This window comes from Bradyrhizobium sp. WSM1743, from assembly GCF_000473065.1.
Taxonomy (GTDB): Bacteria; Pseudomonadota; Alphaproteobacteria; order Rhizobiales; family Xanthobacteraceae; genus Bradyrhizobium.
Window position 1 is genome coordinate 1 of the sequence record NZ_AXAZ01000054.1, and the last position, 22,406, is coordinate 22,406.

Here is a 22,406-nt window from a genome sequence, read left to right on the forward strand (position 1 = left end):
CATAGTGCTGGGATGGTAACTCGGTCGGCCAGTGTCGAGTGGCTGGACACCGACGAACCCCAGCTTGCCGAGATCGAGACCGTCGACGAACACGTCGACCGCGCGGACCGGATTGTCCTCGCTCACATAGTCATCGAGCGACGACGGAAACAGCGTGCTCTGCCCCCGATCCACCCCTTCAACAAAGCGCTTCATCAGATGCCCCGCAAAATCGCAGGAAATCTTATCGCCCGAATCACAGCAAACAGAGCCTTTTCACACGGCCTGGGCCACAACCGGACCTGCATGCTATTCGATCACTTCATCGGCCCGTCCAAGCATTATGACGGATTAAGGCCAGAGGGGGACGTGGTGATTTTGACCGGCACTGGGCTATAGTCCTCAAAGTCAGCTTATGCCGTCCTTTCGTCGGCCCGTGCATAGAGGATTTGACCAATGACTGGCGGATATTTTGAAGACGTTGAGGTTGGTGACAGCCAGAAGGCTGGTCCCTATTCTGTCTCCAAGGAAGAAATCATTCAGTTCGCCAAGCGGTATGACCCGAGGCCCTTCCATATCGATGAGGCAGCCGCTGCTCGTTCCGCTTTTGGAGGACTGTCCGCATCTGCTGCCCACACGTTCGCGATCTTCATCTCGCTAACAAACGAATTAAAGCCTCCGGTCCGTGCGATTGCCGGGTTGGGCTATGATGAGCTGCGGCTGCCCAACGCAGTGCGTCCCGGCGACGACCTCTATCTCGAAGCGACCACGTTGGAAAAGCGCGCGTCGAAGTCGAGGCCCGACAGTGGAGTCGTTCGCGGTCAGTTCCGCTTGCGCAACCAAAAAGGCGATACGGTGCTGCAGTGCGTCGGCAACGGTCTCGTTGCGAGACGACCGGATGCGAAAGCATCAATGTAAGCCATTGTCGGCTAGGTCGGTTGTCTGCTTTGGGTCCACAAGCGGCGGTCGAAGCGAGCGCGGCGGATGACGTTGGCCGAGGTAGCGATCGTATTAGGGACTTGGTGGGAGCGAGCTTTGTCTCGGCAGATCGCTGGCGAAGAAATCTCCACCAATGCGGGCTCTGGGTCTAAATCGGCGGTCAAGACCCACTGCAATCCGCTTGTGGTCTACACCCGACAGCCAACACCTGCACGAGGATCCCGCTAGGCAGCGATGGGCCAGCATCAGACGTAGCATTCGCAGAGTTGGACAGTTAGGCTTGCCCGCACGGCAGCGAGGCGAAGAGACTTCGATGTACCGAATGTTATGCGTACTGATGGCGAGTGTCGTATTTAGCACAGCGGCTGGACATTGTCAGACGCAGGCAGGCACATCCACAATCACGTTTCAATCGGCCACCTACGGCGACATGCGCCAACTTTTGGCGCGGGAGGCAGCGACCGCAGCAGTGACGGTCAAGGCGACGCTTGGCTTTCCCGAGCAGGTGAAGGATCACTATCCAATCGTCGTCGTCGTCCACACGCTCGCCGGCTATCGTGACGCCAACGAAGGCTACGTCGCTGCGGAATTGCGCAAGGTAGATTTCGCCACATTGACGTATGACAGTTTTTCCGCGCGCGGAACCACGGGGACAGCCCTGCAGGGATCACCGGGCTATCTGACGGTTGGCGTTGCGGACGCGTACGCCGCGCTGCGGCTTCTCTCCCGCGACAGTCGCATCGACGCCGCGCATATTGCGATCATCGGATTTTCGTATGGCGCTGAAGTGGCTCACCTTGCGGCATTCGAGGCGGTGAGATCCGCGCTCAGTCCGGGACCAGACCGATTTGCCGCTCACGTCTCATTCTATCCCGGCGGGACTTTTGGCGCGGGCGCCGAACCCGGCGCCTATACCGGCTCTCCGGTCCTGCTGCTGCTCGGCGACAAGGACGACAATCTTCCGCTGACCAAGATCGAGAGATATCTGGCTTACGCGCGCGCCGCCGGGGCGCCGGCCCCGATCCAAACTGTAATCTATCCGGGCGCCTACCATGCATGGACCGTCCCCGATCTCACCACTGTTCGCTTCTACCCGGACCTCGTGAGCACGAAAAAATGTCCGCTCATCCTGCTCGGGCCGAAGCGGCCGGCCTTGCTCATCGACGGCGAGGCGAAGCCGTTCGACCCGGCCGCCTTTGGTACCTGCCTCGCCGCAGCGCCGGGCTATTCGATGGGATTTGACGCGGCAGTTCGCGCCCAATCGATCGCTGATACGATTTCCTTCCTTCGACGAAGCATGCGACCGTAGAGCAGCACTGCGTCTTTGCTGCACATTCGACGGGTGCATCAGATGCCCCACTCTGGGCCAACAAGCCGCCGGTCGCGGCCAAGCCAAGTGACTTCCGCTGAGCCGTCGCGAGCAGACGTTCATGAGTACGCGCTCTAGCTCGCCCGCCCGCCCTCGCGCATCGTCGCGAGCACGATGGCGGCGGCGAGCACGCTCGGCGATCTGTTGCCGGCCGACGCGGCTTTGGCAGACTCAGTGGCGCTCGTTCTGGAAGATCGATCTAAACCACTCAACTAAAGGCCGCACCAGCAGCCAACCTCGCAACCCAAGAGCCTTCTTGCAGGCGAGAAACCACCACCGCCGCGTTCCTTGAACGCTCGGATCGATACTCACCGCAAGCTTAGAAAGGCGTGCTGAGCTTTCCATCGCTCCTTCGTTGAAGGCAGCGCTTGCGCAGCCGATCGCTTCAAGCGCCAACATGTGGATCAACCAGGCACGAAGGTCATCAGCGTTCGTCAACCTGGCGGCGCAACTATTCAGGAAGTGCTCAATCGCCGCTTTGCGTTGGAGCAGGTCTCGCTCCCGCGAAGGCTCACTTGACATATTGGCCGAGTGCGATCGATACACGGCTTGATCAGCAGCAATGACCCCCACGTCGCCGTGTGCGGCGAGCCGCAACCACATTTCCATATCAGAGGCGTAGGGCAAGTCAGCCAAATACCCGCCCACTCTTTTCTGCAGGCTCGTGCGAACCACTACGGTCGGTGACAGCACAATGTTTCTTGCGCCGCTAAGTGCAATGAAATCAAGTCCGGATAAGACGTGGGTTCTGGATCCCACTCCTGTTCTATGGCGCGAGCGCTCCCCCCGTTGACCCAGCACGACCGCGCCTCCGAAGGTGAAAGCGACAGAAGGATGATCGTCCATTAGATCGGCCGATCTCTTGAGGGCACCGGGCAACAAGTAATCGTCCGCGGACAGCAGAAGCATGTAGTCGGCTTTCACCCAGGCGATGCCTTCGTTGGCGGTAACGATGAGACCTTGATTCGAGGTGTGCCTGCGGTAATTGGCGCGGGCATCGGAGCCAACCAAATCTTGCGCAACTTCCGCAGTATTGTCGGGCGACGCATCATCGATGATGAGCACGCGCAATTCGGGACCGGATTGCGTCAAAACGCTCTCGACGCACTCTCGCAGGAAGTGCCCGTACCCGAAACAGGGAACAACGACGTCTACAGAGCTCACGTTAATTGTCGGATTCCACCGACTCACAAAAGCGTCGAGACCTATCTGTTCAACAAAATGCGACTGAATGGGTTCCTGGCGGCTGCCACGACCGGTAGTTCGTCTGCTGCCGATCAAATCCGGCCTGGCCCAGTGTCTTCCGCTGGGCCGTCGCCGGCAGACGTGTATGAGGACACGCCCTAGCTCGTTCGCCTCCCCTTGCGCATCGTCGCGAGCACGATGTCGGCGGCGAGCACGCTCGGCGATTTGTTGCCGGTCGACATGATCTGATCGAGCTTGGCGAATGCCTCGACCTGCTCCCGGCGGAGCGGCGAATCCGTCAGCAATTCGGCGAGCGCCGGGGCCAGCTTCTCCGGCGTGCACTCCTCCTGCAGGAACTCCGGAATGACATCCTTGCCGATCACGAGATTGGCCAGGATCACCGAGGAGACCCGGATCGCGCGGCGCAAGATGAAGGCCTCGATGGCACCGACGCGATAGGCCGTCACCATCGGAATGCCCGACAGTGCGAGCTCGAGCGTTACCGTGCCGGATTTGGCCAGCGCGGCGTGGGCAATGCGGAAGGCGGCACGCTTCTCGTTCTCGCCGATCACGATTCGAGGCTTGACCGGCCAATGCGCGATGCCTTCGCGGATGGTGGCTTCGAGATGCGGCATGGTCGGCAGCATCAGCTCGAACGCGCACCCCTCCGCCTGCAAACGGCCGAGCGCCGCGCCGAACACCTCGAGGTGGTGCCGGATCTCGCTGCGGCGGCTGCCCGGCAGCACCAGCAGCACCGGTGGCGCGCCATCGCGGCGCTTCTGCTCCTCCACGCTCGGCCGCAGCGAGCCCAATTGCTCGATCAGGGGATGGCCGACATAACTGCATGGCGGCCCGCCGAGCTTGCGATATTCCTCCGGCTCGAACGGCAACAGGCCGAGCACGTGATCGACATAGCCGAGCATGGTTCGCGCCCGTCCCGGCCGCCATGCCCAGAGCTGCGGCGAGACGTAGTCGACGATCGGGATCGCCGGACTGCGCGAGCGTACCCGGCGGGCGACGCGGTGGGTGAAGTCGGGGCTGTCGATGATGACGAGCGCGTCGGGCGCGGCCTCGGTCACGGCGTCAGCCGTCTTTCGGATCAGCCGCAGGATCTTCGGCAATTGCTGCACCACCGCGGCAAAGCCGACGATCGACAGCTCTTCGATCGGAAACAGCGAGTCGAGGCCCTCGCGCGCCATGGTGCGGCCGCCGACACCGACGAACTGCACGCCGTCACCGAGGCGCTGGCGCAGCACCTTCATCAAGGCGCTGCCGAGCCTGTCGCCGGATTCCTCCGTCGCGATCAGGAAGATCTTGCGCTTGGGATCGCGGTCCTGCATCACGCGGGCAGGCCGATGACGAAGAGATACTTTGCGTCGGCAAGCGCAATCATCGCTTGCGGCTCCGCGGCAATGGTGTTGCCGGCGATGACGGCGATGCCGGCAAGGCCGGCGGCCGCGACGCCCTCGATGGTGCGCGGGCCGATCGTCGGCAGGTCGAAGCGCAGATCCTGACCGCTCTTCGGCGCCTTCACCAGCACGCCGCGTCCCGTGGCGGCGCGGATGCGCCCCTCCTCACGCAGCCGCGCGACCCGCGCCAGCAGCGCGTCAGTGCCCTCGATGTCCTCGACCGCGACCACATGGCCGTCGATCACCACCGCAGCCTGGCCGATGTCGAACGGACCGAGCGCGGTCAGCACCGCCCGGCCGCGTTCGATATCGGTCTTGCTGGTGTCGCTCGGCCAGGCGCGGCTGATGCAGCCCTCGGGCATCAGCAGATCCGGCGCGACATCCTTGATGCCGACCATGCGGAAGCCGTCCTGCTCGAGGATGCGGCCGACACCCGACAGCAGATGATCGTCGCCGCCGCGGAAGGCGCGGATGACATTGCCGAGCAGGCGCAGCGTCTTGACGTCGAAACGGATCTCGGACAGCGAGGGCCGCACCAAGGTGCCGATGAAGATCAGGTCGCGGCAGCCTTCCTGGCGAAACAGCCGCATCGCGCGGCCGAGCTGGCCGACCGAGATCCAGCGGTGGCGGAACTGCTCCACCCGCGCCGGATCGCAGGCCCCGCGCAGCGGAAACAGCACCGGCGTGATGCCGCGCGCGGCGAGCGACTCGGCGACCGCGAAAGGCATGGCGCCGCCACCGGCGACGATACCGACCGGTGACGAAACTTGCGAAGCCGCCGATGTCATGCCCGCGGCCATCACAGGATCACGTCGCGATGGCGGGAAGACAGAGCGGGCGCTTGCCCTTACCGATGAAGTCGAGAATTTCGGCGATCGCGGGGTCCTCGCCCGCGAGCGGCCGCACTGCCTCCAGCCGCTCGGCAAAGGTGCCGGCCCCGTGGAAGAGCTTCTGGTAAAAGCCGCGCACGGTCGCGAGCCGCTGCTTGGTGAACTTGCGCCGCTTCATGCCGATCAAATTGAGGCTCTCCAGCACCGCATACTGGCCGTTGACCAGCCCATAGGGGATCACGTCGTCGCGCACGCCGCACACGCCTCCGACCATGACATAGGGGCCGATGCGCGTGAACTGGTGCACCGCGGACAGGCCGCCGATGTAAACGGAATCGCCGATCTCGCAGTGACCGCCGAGCGTGGCTGACGTCGCGAAGATCACGTTGTCGCCGACCATGCAGTCATGGCCGACATGGCTGTTGTTCATGAAATAGCCGCCGTTGCCGACGCGGGTCAGCCCGCCACCCTTGATCGTGCCGACATTCATCGTTGCGCCTTCCCGGATGGTGCAGCCCGAACCGATCTCGAGCCGGGTCGGCTCACCCCTGTAGCTGAGATCCTGCGGGGCGCCACCGAGCACTGCGAATGGCGAGATCACGCAGTCATCGCCGAGCGAGGTGTGGCCGATGACGGTGACTTGTCCGATCAGCTTGCAGTTCGCGCCGATCACGACGTTCGGGCCGATGATGCAATAGGGTCCGATCTCGGTACCATCGCCGATCACGGCGCCGTCCGCGACCCGTGCGGTGGGATCAATCTTGCTCATCAAGCCAATCTTACTCGTCAAGAAGGTCTGGTTATGTATTGAAGTCGCTTGGTTTTCGGGTGGTTAGCGCGACTATGCCCGATCTGTCCAGTGACGTAACATCTCGCCGTGTTTCAAGTGCCGGATGAGGCCGGCGTCCCGGCCCATCAACACGTTCATGCGGAGCTTCAACGATCGTGGTCAGGGCCCTGGTCCTTCTGCTTGCACAGCTCGCGGCTACGCCGATCGTGTCGGAGACAATCGAGACCGGCGAACACCGTCTCGTCGATCTCGGGACCTTTGAATGCCGGGACATCACCCGCAGCACGGTGCTTCAGCGGGTCTGTTACGATCGCGCGCGGCAGGACCTGATTGTCGCGAGCAATGGCGCCTATGACCGCTATTGCGGCGTGACGGCGGGGGCGGTCGAACGCCTCCTGGGCGCGCCGTCCATGGGGCAGTTCTTCAACCAGAACATCAAGCGCGAGACGACCGCCGGGCGCTACGCGTGCCGGACGCGCGAGCCGGTCCAGAAGGGTTGAGTTCGCTCAGTCCGTCAGCATGGCGCCGACGTCGGCTTCCGCGACGACCTGGCCGTTGACCTTGGCATCGCCGTGAAACCACCACATCGCCTTGCGGCGCCCGAGCGAGCGCATGTGATATTCGATGGTGTCGCCGGGCAGCACCGGCTTGCGGAACTTGCACTTGTCGATGGTGAGGAAATAGACCGCCCGCGGCTTCTCGGTGCCCTCGACCGACTTGATGCCGATCACGCCCGCCGTCTGCGCCATCGCCTCGATCATCATGACGCCGGGATAGACCGGGCGCTCGGGGAAATGCCCCTGGAAGGCCGGCTCGTTGAAGGTGACGTTCTTGATGCCGATGCCGCTGTAATCGGCGCGGATGTTGATCACGCGGTCGATCAGCAGCATCGGAAAGCGGTGCGGCAGGGTCTGGAGGATCGCGTTGATATCCACCAGCTCGAACTTAACAGGTGATTCCGCCGTCATTCCCGTCCCTCGTCCTTCGGATCGGCCTTGCTGTCGCGTACCAGGCGCTCCACCGCGATGATCTCCTTGAACCACTGTTTGGTCGGCTTGGCGAAATGTCCGCCCCAGCGACCGCCCGGCGGGATGTCGTCCTTGACCGCGCTCATCGCCGTCACCTGGGCCCGGTCGCCGATCTTGAGGTGATTGTTGATGCCAACCTTCGCTCCGAGCGCCACGTTGTCGCCGATGGTCAGGCTGCCCGCGAGGCCGATCTGGGCCGCCAGCAGGCAGTGCCGGCCGATCGTCACATTGTGGCCGATCTGGACCTGATTGTCGATTTTGGTCCCCTCGCCGATCACGGTGTCGCGCAAGGAGCCACGGTCGATCGTGGTGTTGGCGCCGACCTCGACGTCGTTCTGGATCAGCACTCGTCCGGTCTGCGGCACCTTCAGATGGCCCTCGGGACCGAAGAAGATGAAGCCGTAGCCGTCCTGCCCGATCGAGCAGCCCGGATGGATCAGCACGTTGTTGCCGATCAGGGCGCACTGGATCGCGGTGCGTGCGCCGACATTGCAGTCCCGGCCGATCTTGACGCCGGGGCCGATCACCGCTCCGACGCCGATCACGGTGCCGCTGCCGATCTCGACGTCCGGGCCGATTACGGCGAGCGGATCGACGACCACGCCGTCCTCGAGCCGGGCCGAGGGATCGATGATCGCCGAGGGCGCGATACCGTCATTGCCGACCCAGGATTGCGGCCGCAGCGCTTCGCCGTGCCACTCCCGCGCGATCCGGACGAAGGCGCGGAACGGCTGCGCGACCCGCAACACGGCCACATGCGCGGGCACCTCGGCCTCGAAGCGCGGGCTGACCAGACAGGCCCCCGCCTTGGTCGCCCTGAGCTGATCGGCATATTTGAGGTTGTCGAAGAATGCCAGATGCATCGGGCCCGCTTCGTCGAGCGAAGCAAGGCCGGTGATGACGTGGCTGCCCCTGTCGGGGTCGACCAGCTGCGCCTTGGCCAGCGTGGCAATCTCGGCCAACGCTGTGGCAGGCGGCTTTGTGAAGAAGGTCGGCTGCGCCATTCCACCCCGTCGCGGTCCGGCTTCGGCATGAAGCGGTCGGGCCGCATCATGCCTCATGTCTTGGATTGGCACGATCCCTTTCGGAAACCGGCTCCAGAGATCCGGATCGTGCCGTGCTGATCGAACTAGAACGTGGTGCCGCCGCCGAACCGGAACTCCTGGGTGCGGTCGTACTTGCCCTTGGTGAGCGGCACGGCGTAGTCGAAGCGCAGCGGACCGAACGGCGACTGCCAGATCAAGCCGACACCGACCGAGGAGCGGACCACCTTGCTGTCGTCATAGACGAGGCCGGTACAGGTTCCGGTGCTCGACGGATTGACGGTCGATGGTATACAGCCCGGCACATTGACCTCGTTGGTGGCGGTCCAGCTCGTCGGTCCCTTGTAATCGTAGAGGCCGCCGGCATCGGCATAGACCGCGCCCTTCAGACCCACTTCCTTCGGCAGGAACCAGAACGGCATCTGCAGTTCGAGCGAAGCGCCCCAATACTTGGTGCCGCCGAGCGCATCCTGCGTACCAAAGGGGTTCAAGTCGCGCGGGCCGATGCCGTTCGGGGCAAAGCCGCGGACCAGGTTCGGGCCCATCTGGAAGTGGTCGAGCATGCGCAAGTCGCTGCCGATCTTGTTCAGCATGCCGCTCTGCAGGCGTACGAGGCCGACGATGTCCGACACCAGCGGTGTGTAGTACTTCGCATCGATGACCGACTTCAGATAGGACACGTCGCCGCCGACGCCGGCGAAATCCTGGCGGAAGTCGATGAGCAGACCGTCGGTGGGGTTCTTGTTGTTGTCCAGCGTGTTGTAGGTCAGCGTATAGCCGAGCGCCGAGGTCAGGGTCTTGCCGTTGGCAAGCTCCCTGCGCACCGGCAGTGAGGCTTCACCGTCGCTGTAGCAGCCTAGGCCATTTGTCGAAGCAAGGCTAATACCATTCGCATTGGCAAAGGCTGGGCTCGGATTGAACGATGGATTTGCGCTGCCGTCGGGCAGAAACTGCACGTTATTACAGTTCGCCAAGTAGTTCGGCAGCGTGATTTCCTGCTGATAGATCGAGTAGCGCAGTTGGAGCGCCAGATCTTCACGCAAGGAGAAGCCGAGACGCGGCGAGAAGCCGAGCGTCTTCGTGCCGTAGGAGATGTAGCTGTTGGACAGCTGCTGGCGCTGATAGAGGTCGAGGCCGAGCGCGACGCGGTAGTCGAGCAGATACGGCTCGACGAACGACAGCGAATAGCCGCGGGCGTATTGGCCATAGGTCACCGACGCCTTGGCGAACAAGCCGCGGCCGAGCAGATTGCGCTCGGAGACCGAAACTTCGGCCAGCGCACCGTCGGTGGTGGAGTAACCGCCCGAGATCGAGAAGTCGCCGGTCGATTTCTCTTCCATGTCGACGATCAGGATGACGCGGTCGCTCGAGGAGCCCGGCTCGGTCGTGATCTTCACGCTCTTGAAATAGTCGAGATTCTTCAGGCGCCGCTCGGCACGGTCGACCAGCGCGCGGTTGTAGGCGTCACCTTCCGAGATGTCGAACTCGCGGCGGATCACGTAGTCGCGCGTGCGGGTGTTGCCGCGCAGGTTGATGCGCTCGATATAGGTGCGCGGGCCCTCGTCGATGTTGAAAACGACGGACACGGTGTGCGCTTCGAAGTTGCGGTCGCCGCCGGGCCGAACCACGGCGAAGGCATAGCCGCGGCGCGAGGCCTCGATCTGCATCTCCTCGACCGACTTCTCGACCGATTCGACGTTGTAGAGCGAGCCGACATTGACGCGCGAATAGGCGCGCATCGAGGACGGATCGAAGTTCGGGATGCTGGAGCGGAAGTCGACCGCGCCGACGCGGTATTGCGCGCCTTCCTCGATCTTGAAGGTGACGTTGAAGCCCTTCTTCTCCGGATCGTATTCGGTGAGCGCAGCCACCACCTGGACGTCGGCAAAGCCGTTCTTGAGGTAGAAGCGGCGGATCAGGTCGCGGTCGGCTTCGACGCGGTCGGGATCATAGATGTCGCCGCTGGCGAGGAAGCTCAAGAGGTTCGATTCACGCGTCTTGATCACGTCGCGCAGGCGGTAGGACGAGAACGCATTGTTGCCGACGAACTCGATCGACTTGACGCCGGTCTTGGCGCCCTCCTCGATCGTAAAAATGAGGTCGACGCGGTTGTTCGGCTGCTCGATGATCTCGGGCGTGACGCGCACGTCATAGCGGCCGGAGCGGCGATAGATTTCGGCGATTCGCAGCGTGTCGGACTGCACCATGGCGCGGGAGAAGGTGCCGCGCGCCTTGGACTGGACTTCAGCGGTGAGCTGCTCGTCCTTGATCTTCTTGTTGCCCTCGAAGGCGATGCGGCCGATCACCGGGTTTTCCACCACGGAGACGATGATCTGGCCGCCGGAACCGCGGTTGATCCTGACGTCCTGGAACAGGCCGGTCTCGATCAACGCCTTGAGGCCGTCGTCGATGGCGGCCTGATCCAGCCGGCCGCCCGGACCCGGCTTGAAATAGGAGCGGATCGTCTCCACCTCGACGCGGCGATTTCCCTCGACGGAAATCGACTGAACGGTCTGAGCGAGCGCAGACGAAGACACCAAAACAGCCCCAACCGGGGCAACCACCGGCGCGCCGAACAAGATCAGGGTTGCGAGCAAGCCCCCCCGGAGTCGCAGTCCAAACTTCATCGCGCAACGCGCCCTTATCATTCCGTGCCAGACCCAACCCCAACGCCGGTCCGGAGATTCCCCAAGTTCAGGCCGCTTGTAGCCAATTTCGCCGACGCCGCAAACGGCCGAAAGCGCCGTAATTTCAATTTCATTCCAGGACGTTGCTCAACAGCAACGCCACAAAAAAGCCCCTATCAGGAAGCGGCCATCCGCAGGATGTCGTTGTAGGTCGCAAACACCATCAACATCAGCACCAGACCGAGCCCGATTCGGAACCCCATCTCCTGGGTCCGCTCGGACAAGGGCCGGCCCCGGACCACCTCGGCCGCATAGAACATCAGGTGGCCGCCATCGAGCAGCGGGATCGGGAACAGATTCAACAGGCCGATCGAGACCGACAGCACCGCGCAGAGATTGATCACGAACTGGAACCCGGCGCTGGCCGCCTGCCCCGACATCTTCGCGATTCCCAGGACGCCGCTGACCTCGTTCGGATTGCCCTGTCCGACGAACAGCGAGCCCAGGAACTTGAAGGTGCTGGTGATGATGAACCAGACCTGCTCGACCCCGATCTTGAGCGCTTCACCGATGCCGACCGGAGTGGTCGAGGCCTCCCCGGCCTGCGACTTGTGCTCGACACCGAGCACGCCGAGACGGTGACTGTTGCCAAACGGATCCTTGCGCTCGAGCAGCGCCGGGGTCGCGGTCAGCGAGACGATGGCGCCTTCACGCTTCACCCGGAAGGTAAGCGCCGAACCGGCGTTCATCGCAACGATTCGCTGCATGTCGGCAAAGCTCTCGATCGGCTTGCCGTCGATCTGGACGACGACGTCGCCGATCTTGAAGCCGGCAGCGGCGGCCGCGCCATCGGCGACGACACCGTCGACCCGCGCAATCGTGCTCGGCTTGCCGTAATAGAGGGCCATGCCGGCGAAGATCAGCGCGCCCAGGATGAAATTGGCGACCGGTCCGGCCGCGACGATGGCGGCACGCGGGCCGACCTTCTTGTGATGGAAGCTGCCGGCGCGCTCCTCAGCCGTCATGGCCGCGAGCGTCTGGGCCGACGGGGTCGAGGCCTCGCTCTCGTCGCCGAAGAACTTGACGTAGCCGCCGAGCGGGATCGCCGAGATCTTCCAGCGGGTGCCGTGGCGGTCGTTGAAGCCAACCAGCTCAGGCCCGAACCCGAGCGAAAAGGTTAATACGCGTACGCCCGCCCAGCGCGCGACCAGGAAATGGCCGAGCTCGTGGAAGAACACGACGATGGTCAGGACGAACAGGAAGGGAACCGCGTAGCCGAGGAGCCCATGGCTCAACGTATTGAAACTATGGACGAAAAAGTCGATCATCGATTTCCCTCACCCAGCGCCGCAAGGCCCTGGTTCCGAACCAACTAGGATGCCTTTAAGGCAATTTGAGGCAATAGGGCGGCAGCCCTATTTCGCGCAACATGGTCAACGGAGATTGCGTCGTCGGCGGACGTCAGGGGGGCCTGGTTCCCGCCTCTGATCCAATCGTCAAGGGTCGCCTCGACCAGCCGGGCAATCGCGCCGAACCGGATCTTGCCGGCGATGAAGGCGGCGACCGCGACCTCGTTGGCGGCATTATAAACGGTGGTGGCCCCCTTCCCGGTCCGGAGCGAATCGTAGGCCAGCCGTAGTCCAGGGAACCGCTCGAAGTCCGGCGCTTCGAAAGTCAGCTGACCGATCTTGGCGAGGTCAAGCTTGGCCGCCGGTCCCTTGATGCGGTCGGGCCAGCCGAGGCAATGCGCGATCGGCGTCCTCATGTCGGGCGCGCCGAGCTGGGCCACGACCGAGCAGTCGGAAAACTCGACCATGCCGTGGATGATCGACTGCGGATGAACGAGGACGTCGATCTCGTCCGGCGCGAGCGCGAACAAGTAGGATGCTTCGATCACCTCGAGCCCCTTGTTCATCATCGAGGCGGAATCGATCGTGATCTTCTGGCCCATGCTCCAATTCGGATGCTTCAGGGCCTGCTCGAGCGTCGCCTGCTCGATGTCGGCAGGCTTCCAGGTGCGGAACGGGCCGCCGGAGGCGGTGATGATGACACGGACGAGCTCGTCGCGATTGCCTGAGCTCAGCGCCTGGAACAGCGCATTGTGCTCGGAATCGGCCGGCAGGATGCAGGCGCCCGCCTTTGCCGCGCGCTGCATGAAGAAATCGCCGGCACAGACCAGACACTCCTTGTTGGCAAGCGCGACATGAGCGCCGCGGTCGACCGCCGCCAGCGCCGGCTTCAGTCCGGCGGCGCCGCTCACAGCCGCCATCACCCAGTCGGCCGGACACGCGCCTGCCTCGATCACCGCGCTTTCGCCGGCGCCGCATTCGGTGCTGGTGCCCGCGAGTGCGGCCTTGAGCTCCGCTAGCTTGGAGCTGTCGGCGATCGCCACAAAGCGCGCGGAGAATTCCTTGGCGAGCTTGGCCAGTGCTGCGACATTGCCGTTCGCCGTCAGCGCCTCGACACGGTAGCGCTCGGGCGCCGCGCGCAGCAAATCCATCGTGCTGTCGCCGATCGAGCCGGTGGCGCCGAGGACCGTGACGCTGCGGACGGCGGACGCCGCAAGCCTGTTGTTACGCAATGGGACCGCGCTCATTTCCTCACCAAACCATAAGACCGCTTCCGGCGCTATGCACACCATGGCGGACAAAGCCGATAATCCATGCCGCCAGGATGGCGGCGACAAAACCGTCCAGGCGGTCCATAAGCCCGCCATGGCCGGGAATTAAGTGACTGGAATCCTTGACACCGAAGCGCCGCTTCACTGCGGATTCGAAGAGATCGCCGAGTTGCGAGACCACCGACAGGACGGCGCTGACGACCAGCAGTGGAACCGCCTTCCCGATCCCGCCCGCGGCAAAGCCGGCCGCAACCGCAAGGCTCGCCGCAAAGCCGCCGAGCGCTCCGGCCCAGGTTTTTTTCGGGCTCACGCGCGGCCATAATTTCGGACCGCCGATGCTGCGGCCGGCGAAATAGCCGCCGATATCGGTCGCCCACACCACGAGCAGCACGAACATCAGCGCGGAGAAGCCGTTGACGAGATCCTTCCGCACCAGGATCGAGGCCAGCAGCGCCGCCGCTGCATAGGCAAAGCCCGTCGCCGCCCAGACGAACTTGCCTCGCGCAATCAGCATCACGATCGCACCGCCGATGCAGCCGGTGATGACGGCGGTCTTCAGCGCACCGAAGGTCACGCAGAATCCCATGGTGGCGATGACGATGGTCCCCACCCCCGTCAGTGCGACCGAGCTCGCGCCCACCACCGTCAGCCATTCCGCGAACAGGCCGATCGACACCAGGGTGACGAGAAGTGCCCAAAGCCAGCCGCCGGCGTAGGCGAGCGCAATGGCAAGCGGCGCCAGCACCAGACCTGCGAGGACTCGCAGCACGAGATTGCTCGGGGCAGGCTTAGAGCCCGCCGGTGCGGCGTCGGGTTCGCTCACGAGGCAGTTTTCGCGACCAGGCCGCCAAAACGGCGCTCGCGCCTGGCAAATTCGGCGATCGCGCTCTCAAGCGCAGCCTTGTCGAAGTCGGGCCAGTGGATCGGAACGAACACGAGCTCGCTATAGGCGGCCTGCCACATCAGGAAATTGGACAGGCGCTGCTCGCCGCTGGTGCGGATGATGAGATCGGGATCGGGAATGTCGGGCGCGTCGAGATGCGCGCCCAGTGTCTCGGAGTCGATCGTGGCAGGATCGCGCCTGCCTTCCGCAACCTCGCGGGCGAGCTTTTGCGCCGCTTTCGCGATCTCCTGCCGCGAGCCGTAGTTGAAGGCGACGACGAGCGTCAGGCGCGTGTTGTCGCGCGTCAGCTCCTCGGCCTCGTTGAGCAACGCGCAGATGTCGCTCTCGAGCCCCTCGCGCTCGCCGATGATGCGAACCTTGACGCCGTCGCGATGCAGGCTCGCCAGATCGTTGCGGATGAAGCGCCGCAGCAGCCCGAACAGGTCGCCTATCTCGCTCGCCGGGCGCGACCAGTTCTCCGAAGAGAACGAGAAGATGGTGAGATAGCGAATGCCGAGCTCGTGCGAGGCGCGCACCACGCGGCGCAGCGCGTCCACACCGCGGCGATGTCCTTCCGCACGCGGCAAGCCGCGTGCGGCCGCCCAACGCCCGTTGCCATCCATGATGATGGCGACATGCGCAGGCGCTTCGGACCTATCAGGTCCTTCCGTTGCGGGCGCGGTGGCGTTGGACATAAAGGCGATGCCTTAAACGGTGAGGATTTCTTTTTCCTTGGCGGCCAGCAACTGGTCGATCTCGGCGATGGTGCCGTCGGTCGCCTTCTGCACCTCGTCGGCGTGACGCTTCTGATCGTCCTCCGACATCTCGTGATTCTTCTCGAGCTTCTTGAGCACGTCGAGACCATCGCGGCGCACATGGCGCGCGGCGACCTTGGCGGCTTCCGCGTATTTGTGCGCGACCTTCACCAGCTCCTTGCGGCGCTCCTCGTTGAGCTCGGGGATGCGCAGGCGCAGCACCTGCCCCTCGGTCGCCGGCGACAGGCCGAGATTCGAATCGACGATCGCCTTCTCCACCGCCTTGACCATCGACTTGTCCCAGACCTGCACCGAGATCAGCCGAGGCTCCGGCACGCTGACGGTGGCGAGCTGATTGAGTGGCATGTGACTGCCATAGGCCTCGACCTGCACCGGATCGAGCATCGAGGCGGAGGCGCGGCCGGTGCGCAGGCCGCCGAGCTCGTGCTTGAGGGACTGGACGGCGCCCTGCATGCGGCGCTTCACTTCGTTGAGGTCGAAATTACCCGTGGCCATCACGTTTCTCCTTCAAAATCCCGGCGACCTCACCACGCCCTTCCCTCGGGGCGCGGCGGATGAGCCGTCAGCCGGCGACGATGGTTCCGTGGCCGACGCCACGCAGAATCGCGCCGATCGAGCCCGGCTCCGCGATCGAGAACACAATGATAGGCAGCGATGTCTCGCGGGCAAGCGCGAAGGCGGTCGCATCCATCACCTTGTAGCCGCCCGCGATCGCCTGCGAATGCGTCAGCCGGTCGAACCGCGTGGCGCTCGGATCCTTCTTCGGGTCGGCCGAGTAGACGCCATCGACATTGGTCGCCTTCAGGACCGCCTCCGCGCCGATCTCGGCGGCGCGGAGCACCGCGGTCGTATCGGTGGTGAAATACGGATTGCCGGTTCCGCCGCCGAGCAGCACGATCCGGCCCTCCGCGAGGTATTTGTGCGCCGCAGTGCGGGTGAACAGCTCGGAGATCTCGGGCATGACGAAGGCCGACAGCGTGCGCGCCGGCGTGCCCTTGCGCTCGATCGCCGCTTCCAGCGCGAGGCAGTTCATCACGGTGGCGAGCATGCCCATGGTGTCGCCGGTCGTGCGCGACACCCCGCGGGAGGAGACCTCGACGCCGCGAACCATGTTGCCGCCGCCGATCACGACCGCAACCTCGGTGCCGAGACGGCGGGCGGCGATGAGATCGTCCGCAACCCGGTCGATGGTCGGCTGATCGATGCCAAACCCCTGCTGTCCCGCGAGATATTCGCCGGACAGCTTGATCACGACGCGACGATAGACCGGATCAGTCATGGGCACTTTCCTTGTCCGGGCGCCGCTTCCGGCGGCACGCCGGAAGGAGGTGTTCCGGCGCTTACTTCTTGCCGCTGGCCGCCGCAACCTCGGCCGCGAAGTCGTTTTCCTGCTTCTCGATTCCCTCACCGAGAGCATAGCGCACAAACCCGGCGATCTTCACGGGACCGCCGACCTTGCCCTCGGCCTCCTTCACCGCCTGCGCCACCGACTTGCCGGTGTCGTGGATGAAGGCCTGCTCGAGCAGGCAGACTTCCTTGTAGTAGGTCTTCAGGCCGGACTCGACGATCTTCTCGATCACGTTCTCGGGCTTGCCCTGCTGACGGTATTTGTCGGCGAGCACATCCTTCTCGCGCTTGACCACGGCCGGATCGAGGCCGGACGGATCGAGCGCCAGCGGGTTGGCGGCCGCGACATGCATCGCAATCTGACGGCCGAGCGCGGCGAGCTCGTCGGCCTTGCCCGGCGATTCAAGCGCCACGATCACGCCCATCTTGCCGGCGCCTTCGACGACGGCCCCGTGGACGTAGTGGGAGACCACGCCCTGGCTCACTTCGAGCTGGGCGGCGCGGCGCAGGGTCATGTTCTCGCCGATGGTGGCAATCGCATCATTGATCGCGGTTTCGATCGTGACGTCGCCGACCTTGGCGGCCTTGATCTTCTCGACATCGGCACCGACGTCGAACGCGACCTGGGCGATCATCTTGACCAGACCCTGGAACTGGCCGTTGCGCGCAACGAAGTCGGTCTCGGAGTTGACCTCGACCACGACGCCCTTGGTGCCCTTGGTGAGCGCGCCGATCAGGCCCTCGGCCGCGACGCGGCCCGACTTCTTGGCGGCCTTGGACAGACCCTTCTTGCGCAGCCAGTCCTGCGCCGCCTCCATGTCGCCGCTGGTCTCCGTGAGCGCGGCCTTGCAGTCCATCATGCCTGCGCCGGTCGACTCGCGCAGGTCCTTGACCATCGCAGCTGTGATCGTTGCCATCGTTGAAAATCCTTTGTGCCTGCCGGTTTGCCGCGGCGCGGCATCCAATCGCCCCCGCCGCGGTCCATCTCAGGGATTCGCGTCAACTGAAATGGTGGCCGGATCCTATCCGGCCAACCCATCGCTCTTTTTGACTATTCCGCTTCCGCGGTCAGCGCCTTGGCCTTGGCCACCCAGGCATCCGCGCGGCTCGGCAGACCGACTTCTTCGCCGATCGTGTGCGCGGTGTCGTGGTCGAGCTCGGCGAGCTGCCAATAGTGGAAGATGCCGAGGTCGTTGAACTTCTTCTCGATCGCACCCGACACGCCCGGGAGCTTCTTGAGGTCGTCGGCGGTGCCGCGGGGACCTGCAAGGCCCTGGAAGCCGCTCGACGAGGGCGCCGGCAGCTCTTCGGCAACCGGTTGGGCCGAGGCGCCGATGTCGATGCCCGAATCACCCTGCGCGCGCGAGATGCCGTCGATCGCCGCGCGCGCAATGAGATCGCAGTACAGCGAAATGGCGCGGCCGGCGTCGTCATTGCCGGGGACCACATAAGTGATGCCCTTCGGGTCCGAATTGGTGTCGACGATCGCGGCGACCGGGATGTTGAGCCGCTGGGCCTCCTGGATCGCGATGTCTTCCTTGTTGGTGTCGATCACGAAGATCAGGTCGGGCAGACCGCCCATGTCCTTGATGCCGCCAAGCGAGCGGTCGAGCTTGTCGCGCTCGCGCTGAAGCGTCAGACGCTCCTTCTTCGTGTAGGAATTGGCTTCGCCGCCCGAGAGCACGTCGTCGAGGTGACGCAGGCGCTTGATCGAGGCCGAGATCGTCTTCCAGTTGGTCAGCGTGCCGCCGAGCCAGCGCGAATTGACGAAATACTGCGCGCAGCGCTTGGCCGCGTCGGCGACGCCGTCCTGAGCCTGGCGCTTGGTGCCGACGAACAGGATGCGGCCGCCCTTGGCCACCGTGTCGCTGACGGCCTGGAGGGCCTGGTGCAGCATCGGCACGGTCTGGGCGAGGTCGACGATGTGGATGTTGTTGCGGGTGCCGAAAATGAACGGAGCCATTTTCGGATTCCAGCGGTGGGCCTGGTGGCCGAAGTGCACGCCAGCTTCGAGCAGCTGACGCATGGTGAAGTCGGGTAGCGCCATCGTTCTAGTTCTCCGGTTGGTTCCTCCGGAAACGTGTGAGCAAAACGGAGCGTTCTCGCCCCGGCTGCCACCGGACGGCCTTGTGAGCCATGTTTCCGTGTGAGATGGCGCGCTATATAGCGCCATTTCCGCCAGAAGCAAGGAAATAAGGGACCGTCCGGGACGCCGGCTGTCGCTTCCCGGCGTCCCCTGCCCTTGAGCCTCCTAGCACTTCGGCTGGCCCTGCGGGCAGCTCTTTGGTGGCGGGCCGGCCGGCCGTGGAGGCGCATGCGGTGCCGCATGCGGTGCGGCGGCCATCGGCGGCGGCGCCGGCCGCGCAACCGGCGGTGGCGGCGGCGCAGGCCGTGCGATCGGAGGCGGAGGCGGTGCCGGCCGCGCCATCGCAGGCGGCGGCGCCGGTCGGGCAACGGGCGGCGGTGGCGCCGGCCGCGCCACAGCCACTGGCGGAGGTGCCGCCCGCGGCGGCGCGGGTGGTGCAACCCGGGGCGGAGGCGGCGGCGTCGGTCTCGCCAGGGCCTGAGGATGCGGCGGCGGTGCGCCGGGCCTGGCGGCCTGCGGCGTCGGTGGCGCTGGCCGATGTTCCTGCACTCCGGACGGTGCCCGCGCAGCCACTGGCGGCGGCGGAGCTGTCGCGGGTTTGACCGTGGTCGGGGCGGCCGGCTTGCCAGTGGCCGCGCTCGGCGGCGGCAAGGCGCCCGGCTGGAGCCCGGCCGGCCTGCCGCGCAGGTCAGGCGCAGGCGAGGTCGCGGTCCCCGGCGGCCTGGGCAGGCCCGCGGAAGGGCTCGTCGCATTTCCAGAAGCCGGCGGTTGATTGGGCGCCGTTGCGGTTGCCGCGTTCGGCTGCGCCGGCGGGACGTTGCCGGTGGGCGCCGTGGCGGTCGCAGCGGGTCTGCCATGAGACGGGACTGTGCCGGGCGCGGCCCCTGGCCCGGCCGGCGCCGGCGGTCCGCCAGGGGTTCCGGGCATCGGCAGCGTATTGGCCTGCGGCAGCTTGGTCGGCGCTTGCGCTGGCGGTCTCGCGGCAGGAGCGTTGCCCGCGGGAGCGGTCGCGGTCGGACCGGGTGTGCCGTTCGGCGTGACGGCGCCGGGCGCCGCCCCCGCTCGGGCCGGCGGGCTGCCGGGAGCTGCCGCTCCAGGCAAGGTGTTGGCCTGCGGCAGCTTGGCCGCAGCCGGCGGCTGCGCGGTCATGGCAGGAGCGACATTGGCCGGAGCCGGTGTCGCGAGACCCGGTCTCGCCGTTGGCTGGATCGTCGCGCTCGGCGGCATCGGCGCCTTGCCTTGCTGGATCAGCGCGGCGCGTTGTGTGACCGCCTGCGGCAGGGCGGGACCTGCCGGCGTGGCACGGCCGGCAACGGCCGGCGCCAGATTGCCCGGTCCGGGCGCCGGCCCCGCGGCCGGCGGCGGCGCCGGCGGGCGGTTGATCACGGTGTTGATGACGGTCGTGTTGTGGATGTTGTTGAAGATGATGTTGTTCGGTGGCGGCGCGACATAGATCGGCGGACTGTAGAATGCCGGGATCGGCACGAACACCGGCTGCGGCAGCACGAACAGGCCGACCACCGGCAGCGGCGGCGGCAGCACAACGAAATCCGGCGGCGGCGGCGGCAGATAGTAGACCGGCGGCGGCGGTGGCGGCGCGAAGCCGAAATCGGGATCGCTGAAATACAGCACGGGACGATCCACATAGACCACCTCCTCCGGCGGCGGTGGCGGCACGTCGTAGTCGATCATCGCGAAGGTCGGCGGCGGCTCGGCCGGCGCGGTGAGGATCGCCAGGCGTCGGCGCGCATCCGCCGCATGCGGGCCACGTGGATAGCGGCGCAGATACGACCAATAGGCCTCCGGCGTGTCGGTCCGATAGGTCCGTCGCCAGGTGATGGCTTCGCGGCGTGCGGCGACGATCGCCATCACACGCTTGGCGAGCGGATCGCCGGGATAGGCCGCGAGAAACTCCTCATAGGCCGGCAGCGTGTCGCGCTCGAGCGCGGCGGCATAGGCATCCTGCACGCCGAGATCGCGGATCGGCTTGCTCCGGATCGCGGCGACCTGGTCGGGCGCAGCCTCGGGCGGCGGCGCGTCGGGCCCACGCTCGAAGAACGAGAATTGCGCCGAGATCTTCTGCTCGTTCCAGGGCACCTGCGCGCCCTTGGAGGCCTCGTTGACGCGCAGGCGCACGCGATCGAACACCTCGGGCAGCGGCAGGCCGCCGGTGCGGATCATCTCGGCGAGCGACTGCGCATAGATGCCGTAAGGCCCCGGCTCCTCCGGCGCCACCGTGCCGGGCGCGGCGTTGAAGGCGATCAGCATGTTCGCCTCGGGCTCGACCAGCGCCAGGCCGCTCGCGATCGGCTGACCGCCCTCGATGAAGGGCTGCGCGCGGGCCGCGTCGAGCACGACGATGTTGGCCTTGAGCGGAATGGACGCGAGCTGGCGCGCATAGTCACTGATGCGCAGGGCCTCGGTTGGTATGTCGGTGTCGCGGGTGATGTTGGAATCGACCGGGATGAAATAATTCTCGCCGGCCAGCTGCACGCCGTAGCCGGCAAGATAGATCATCGCAACGGTGCCCGGTCCCGAAGCCTGGGCCTTCTGAATGAAATCGCGCAAGCTCTTGCGCAGCGTGTCGCCGTCGAGATCGCGCGCGCCGACCACGTCGAAGCCGGCGGCCTGGAGCGTCTGCGCGATCAGGCCGGCATCATTGGCCGTCGTTGCCAGCGGCGACTTGGCATAGGCGCCGTTGCCGACCACGAGTGCAATGCGCTTTTCCTGCTGCTGCGCACGCGCCTGGTCCGGCACGCCGGCGGCAAGGGCCACGATCGGCAGCAGAAGGCAGATGAAGGCTCTGAGCGTCCCACGCATGGCTTGCTTGCCCGTTTTTGTCGTTGAGATATGTCACCGCGCATCAGGCGCGCGGCCGCCTGAACGGCGCTTGAACGAAAGGCTCGGATTGAGGCGGCGGCATGGCCACGCCGCAGCGAGCGTCAGCTCGAGGTCAGCCTCACGTCAGCTCGAAAGGCCGCGAGGCTCCTTCAGATCCCTACGCCGCGCGATCAGGTCGAGGATCTCTAGTGTTACCTCACTCCACCGCCTGCAACTCGGCGAGCTTCGTTCGCGCGGTCGCCTCGTCGAGCGGCACGAGCTCGGCTGGCCCGGGATTCGCCTCACCGGCGGTCGCGATGGAAACGGCTGCAAGCCCGACCAGCCCGCCGAGCACCGCTCCGCCGGTGGCAGCATCGTGCCTGGGGCTGCTCTTGATGAGATAGAAATGCGTCCGGCCGGCTTCCATCACGATCTCGCGCTTGGTGTCGCCCGGAAACATCAGCTCCGTCACCAGCAATTCGTGGCGACCCGCCGGCCGATCGGCATAGGCATATTTCCCCGCCACGATTTTACCGAGCGGCGCACCATCGAGCTTCACCTCGCAGGCACAGATGGCCATGCTGAGGCCATTCCTCTTGTCCTGGAGCAGGACGACGCGTGAATGCCCGGCGCGCGGGGGGCCGACCTTTTTTGTTACAGACGCAAAGTCGGTTC

Annotated in this window: 20 protein-coding genes and 1 pseudogene; 3 read left to right on the forward strand and 18 right to left on the reverse strand. The window is 65.1% G+C overall.

What is annotated here, in order from left to right; genetic code table 11:
- Positions 1–195: pseudogene (locus YU9_RS42605) on the reverse strand (IS5/IS1182 family transposase); the annotation flags it as partial.
- Between the two features lie 240 nt (positions 196–435).
- Between YU9_RS42605 and YU9_RS0126975 the strand changes: the two are divergent.
- Both YU9_RS0126975 and YU9_RS44735 read left to right on the forward strand, forming a co-directional pair.
- Positions 436–897: a MaoC/PaaZ C-terminal domain-containing protein gene (locus tag YU9_RS0126975; protein WP_027575596.1), complete on the forward strand. Its 462-nt coding sequence runs from the start codon at positions 436–438 to the stop codon at positions 895–897.
- A 334-nt stretch (positions 898–1,231) separates the two neighbouring features.
- Entirely contained in the window at positions 1,232–2,227 is a 996-nt protein-coding gene (locus YU9_RS44735) for a dienelactone hydrolase family protein (protein ID WP_198028306.1), read from the forward strand.
- A gap of 231 nt (positions 2,228–2,458) precedes the next feature.
- Here YU9_RS44735 and YU9_RS0126985 read toward each other — a convergent pair whose 3' ends face one another.
- From YU9_RS0126985 to lpxA, 4 genes are all read right to left on the reverse strand, one after another.
- Positions 2,459–3,478 carry a glycosyltransferase family 2 protein gene (locus tag YU9_RS0126985; protein ID WP_371259202.1) on the reverse strand — a complete coding sequence of 340 codons (1,020 nt, stop codon included), beginning with the start codon at positions 3,476–3,478 and terminating at the stop codon, positions 2,459–2,461.
- Positions 3,479–3,630: 152 nt separating this feature from the next.
- Positions 3,631–4,815 (reverse strand): lipid-A-disaccharide synthase, encoded by a 1,185-nt coding sequence (gene lpxB / locus YU9_RS0126990; RefSeq protein ID WP_027575599.1) that lies wholly within the window; start codon positions 4,813–4,815, stop codon positions 3,631–3,633.
- Positions 4,812–5,669, reverse strand: a complete 858-nt coding sequence (locus YU9_RS0126995) for an LpxI family protein (RefSeq protein ID WP_036018239.1) — start codon at positions 5,667–5,669, stop codon at positions 4,812–4,814. Before YU9_RS0126995 ends, lpxB begins: the two co-directional genes overlap by 4 nt.
- Before the next feature lie 19 nt (positions 5,670–5,688).
- Positions 5,689–6,480: an acyl-ACP--UDP-N-acetylglucosamine O-acyltransferase gene (gene lpxA / locus YU9_RS0127000; protein WP_027575601.1), complete on the reverse strand. Its 792-nt coding sequence runs from the start codon at positions 6,478–6,480 to the stop codon at positions 5,689–5,691.
- Between the two features lie 176 nt (positions 6,481–6,656).
- Between lpxA and YU9_RS0127005 the strand changes: the two genes are divergently transcribed.
- The gene (locus tag YU9_RS0127005; RefSeq protein ID WP_027575602.1) at positions 6,657–7,001 is read left to right on the forward strand and encodes a KTSC domain-containing protein; all 345 of its coding nucleotides are present in this window, start codon (positions 6,657–6,659) and stop codon (positions 6,999–7,001) included.
- Between the two features lie 6 nt (positions 7,002–7,007).
- Here the strand turns inward: YU9_RS0127005 and fabZ are convergent, their stop codons facing one another.
- From fabZ to YU9_RS0127070, 13 genes are all read right to left on the reverse strand, one after another.
- On the reverse strand, positions 7,008–7,469 hold the full coding sequence (gene fabZ, locus YU9_RS0127010; RefSeq protein ID WP_024341283.1) for a 3-hydroxyacyl-ACP dehydratase FabZ: 462 nt from the start codon (positions 7,467–7,469) through the stop codon (positions 7,008–7,010).
- Positions 7,466–8,533 (reverse strand): UDP-3-O-(3-hydroxymyristoyl)glucosamine N-acyltransferase, encoded by a 1,068-nt coding sequence (lpxD, locus tag YU9_RS0127015; protein ID WP_027575603.1) that lies wholly within the window; start codon positions 8,531–8,533, stop codon positions 7,466–7,468. The genes fabZ and lpxD overlap by 4 nt, the downstream gene beginning before the upstream one ends.
- Before the next feature lie 125 nt (positions 8,534–8,658).
- Entirely contained in the window at positions 8,659–11,199 is a 2,541-nt protein-coding gene (gene bamA / locus YU9_RS0127020; protein WP_027575604.1) for an outer membrane protein assembly factor BamA, read from the reverse strand.
- Between the two features lie 176 nt (positions 11,200–11,375).
- Entirely contained in the window at positions 11,376–12,527 is a 1,152-nt protein-coding gene (rseP, locus tag YU9_RS0127025) for an RIP metalloprotease RseP (RefSeq protein ID WP_027575605.1), read from the reverse strand.
- Between the two features lie 44 nt (positions 12,528–12,571).
- Positions 12,572–13,795, reverse strand: coding sequence for a 1-deoxy-D-xylulose-5-phosphate reductoisomerase (gene dxr / locus YU9_RS0127030; RefSeq protein WP_027575606.1), 1,224 nt, complete (start codon positions 13,793–13,795; stop codon positions 12,572–12,574).
- Between the two features lie 4 nt (positions 13,796–13,799).
- The gene (locus tag YU9_RS0127035; RefSeq protein WP_027575607.1) at positions 13,800–14,642 is read right to left on the reverse strand and encodes a phosphatidate cytidylyltransferase; all 843 of its coding nucleotides are present in this window, start codon (positions 14,640–14,642) and stop codon (positions 13,800–13,802) included.
- Positions 14,639–15,397 carry an isoprenyl transferase gene (locus tag YU9_RS0127040; RefSeq protein ID WP_027575608.1) on the reverse strand — a complete coding sequence of 253 codons (759 nt, stop codon included), beginning with the start codon at positions 15,395–15,397 and terminating at the stop codon, positions 14,639–14,641. Before YU9_RS0127040 ends, YU9_RS0127035 begins: the two co-directional genes overlap by 4 nt.
- A 12-nt stretch (positions 15,398–15,409) precedes the next feature.
- Positions 15,410–15,973: a ribosome recycling factor gene (gene frr, locus YU9_RS0127045; protein ID WP_027575609.1), complete on the reverse strand. Its 564-nt coding sequence runs from the start codon at positions 15,971–15,973 to the stop codon at positions 15,410–15,412.
- 67 nt (positions 15,974–16,040) lie between these two features.
- The gene (gene pyrH / locus YU9_RS0127050) at positions 16,041–16,757 is read right to left on the reverse strand and encodes a UMP kinase (protein WP_027575610.1); all 717 of its coding nucleotides are present in this window, start codon (positions 16,755–16,757) and stop codon (positions 16,041–16,043) included.
- Positions 16,758–16,818: 61 nt separating this feature from the next.
- A complete protein-coding gene (tsf, locus tag YU9_RS0127055) occupies positions 16,819–17,742 on the reverse strand; it encodes a translation elongation factor Ts (protein WP_027575611.1) in 924 nt (307 codons plus the stop codon).
- Positions 17,743–17,876: 134 nt separating this feature from the next.
- On the reverse strand, positions 17,877–18,872 hold the full coding sequence (locus YU9_RS0127060; protein ID WP_027575612.1) for a 30S ribosomal protein S2: 996 nt from the start codon (positions 18,870–18,872) through the stop codon (positions 17,877–17,879).
- Between the two features lie 204 nt (positions 18,873–19,076).
- Entirely contained in the window at positions 19,077–21,731 is a 2,655-nt protein-coding gene (locus tag YU9_RS0127065) for a caspase domain-containing protein (RefSeq protein ID WP_027575613.1), read from the reverse strand.
- A 217-nt stretch (positions 21,732–21,948) separates the two neighbouring features.
- A complete protein-coding gene (locus tag YU9_RS0127070; protein ID WP_027575614.1) occupies positions 21,949–22,311 on the reverse strand; it encodes a DUF2846 domain-containing protein in 363 nt (120 codons plus the stop codon).
- Between the last annotated feature and the right edge of the window lie 95 nt (positions 22,312–22,406).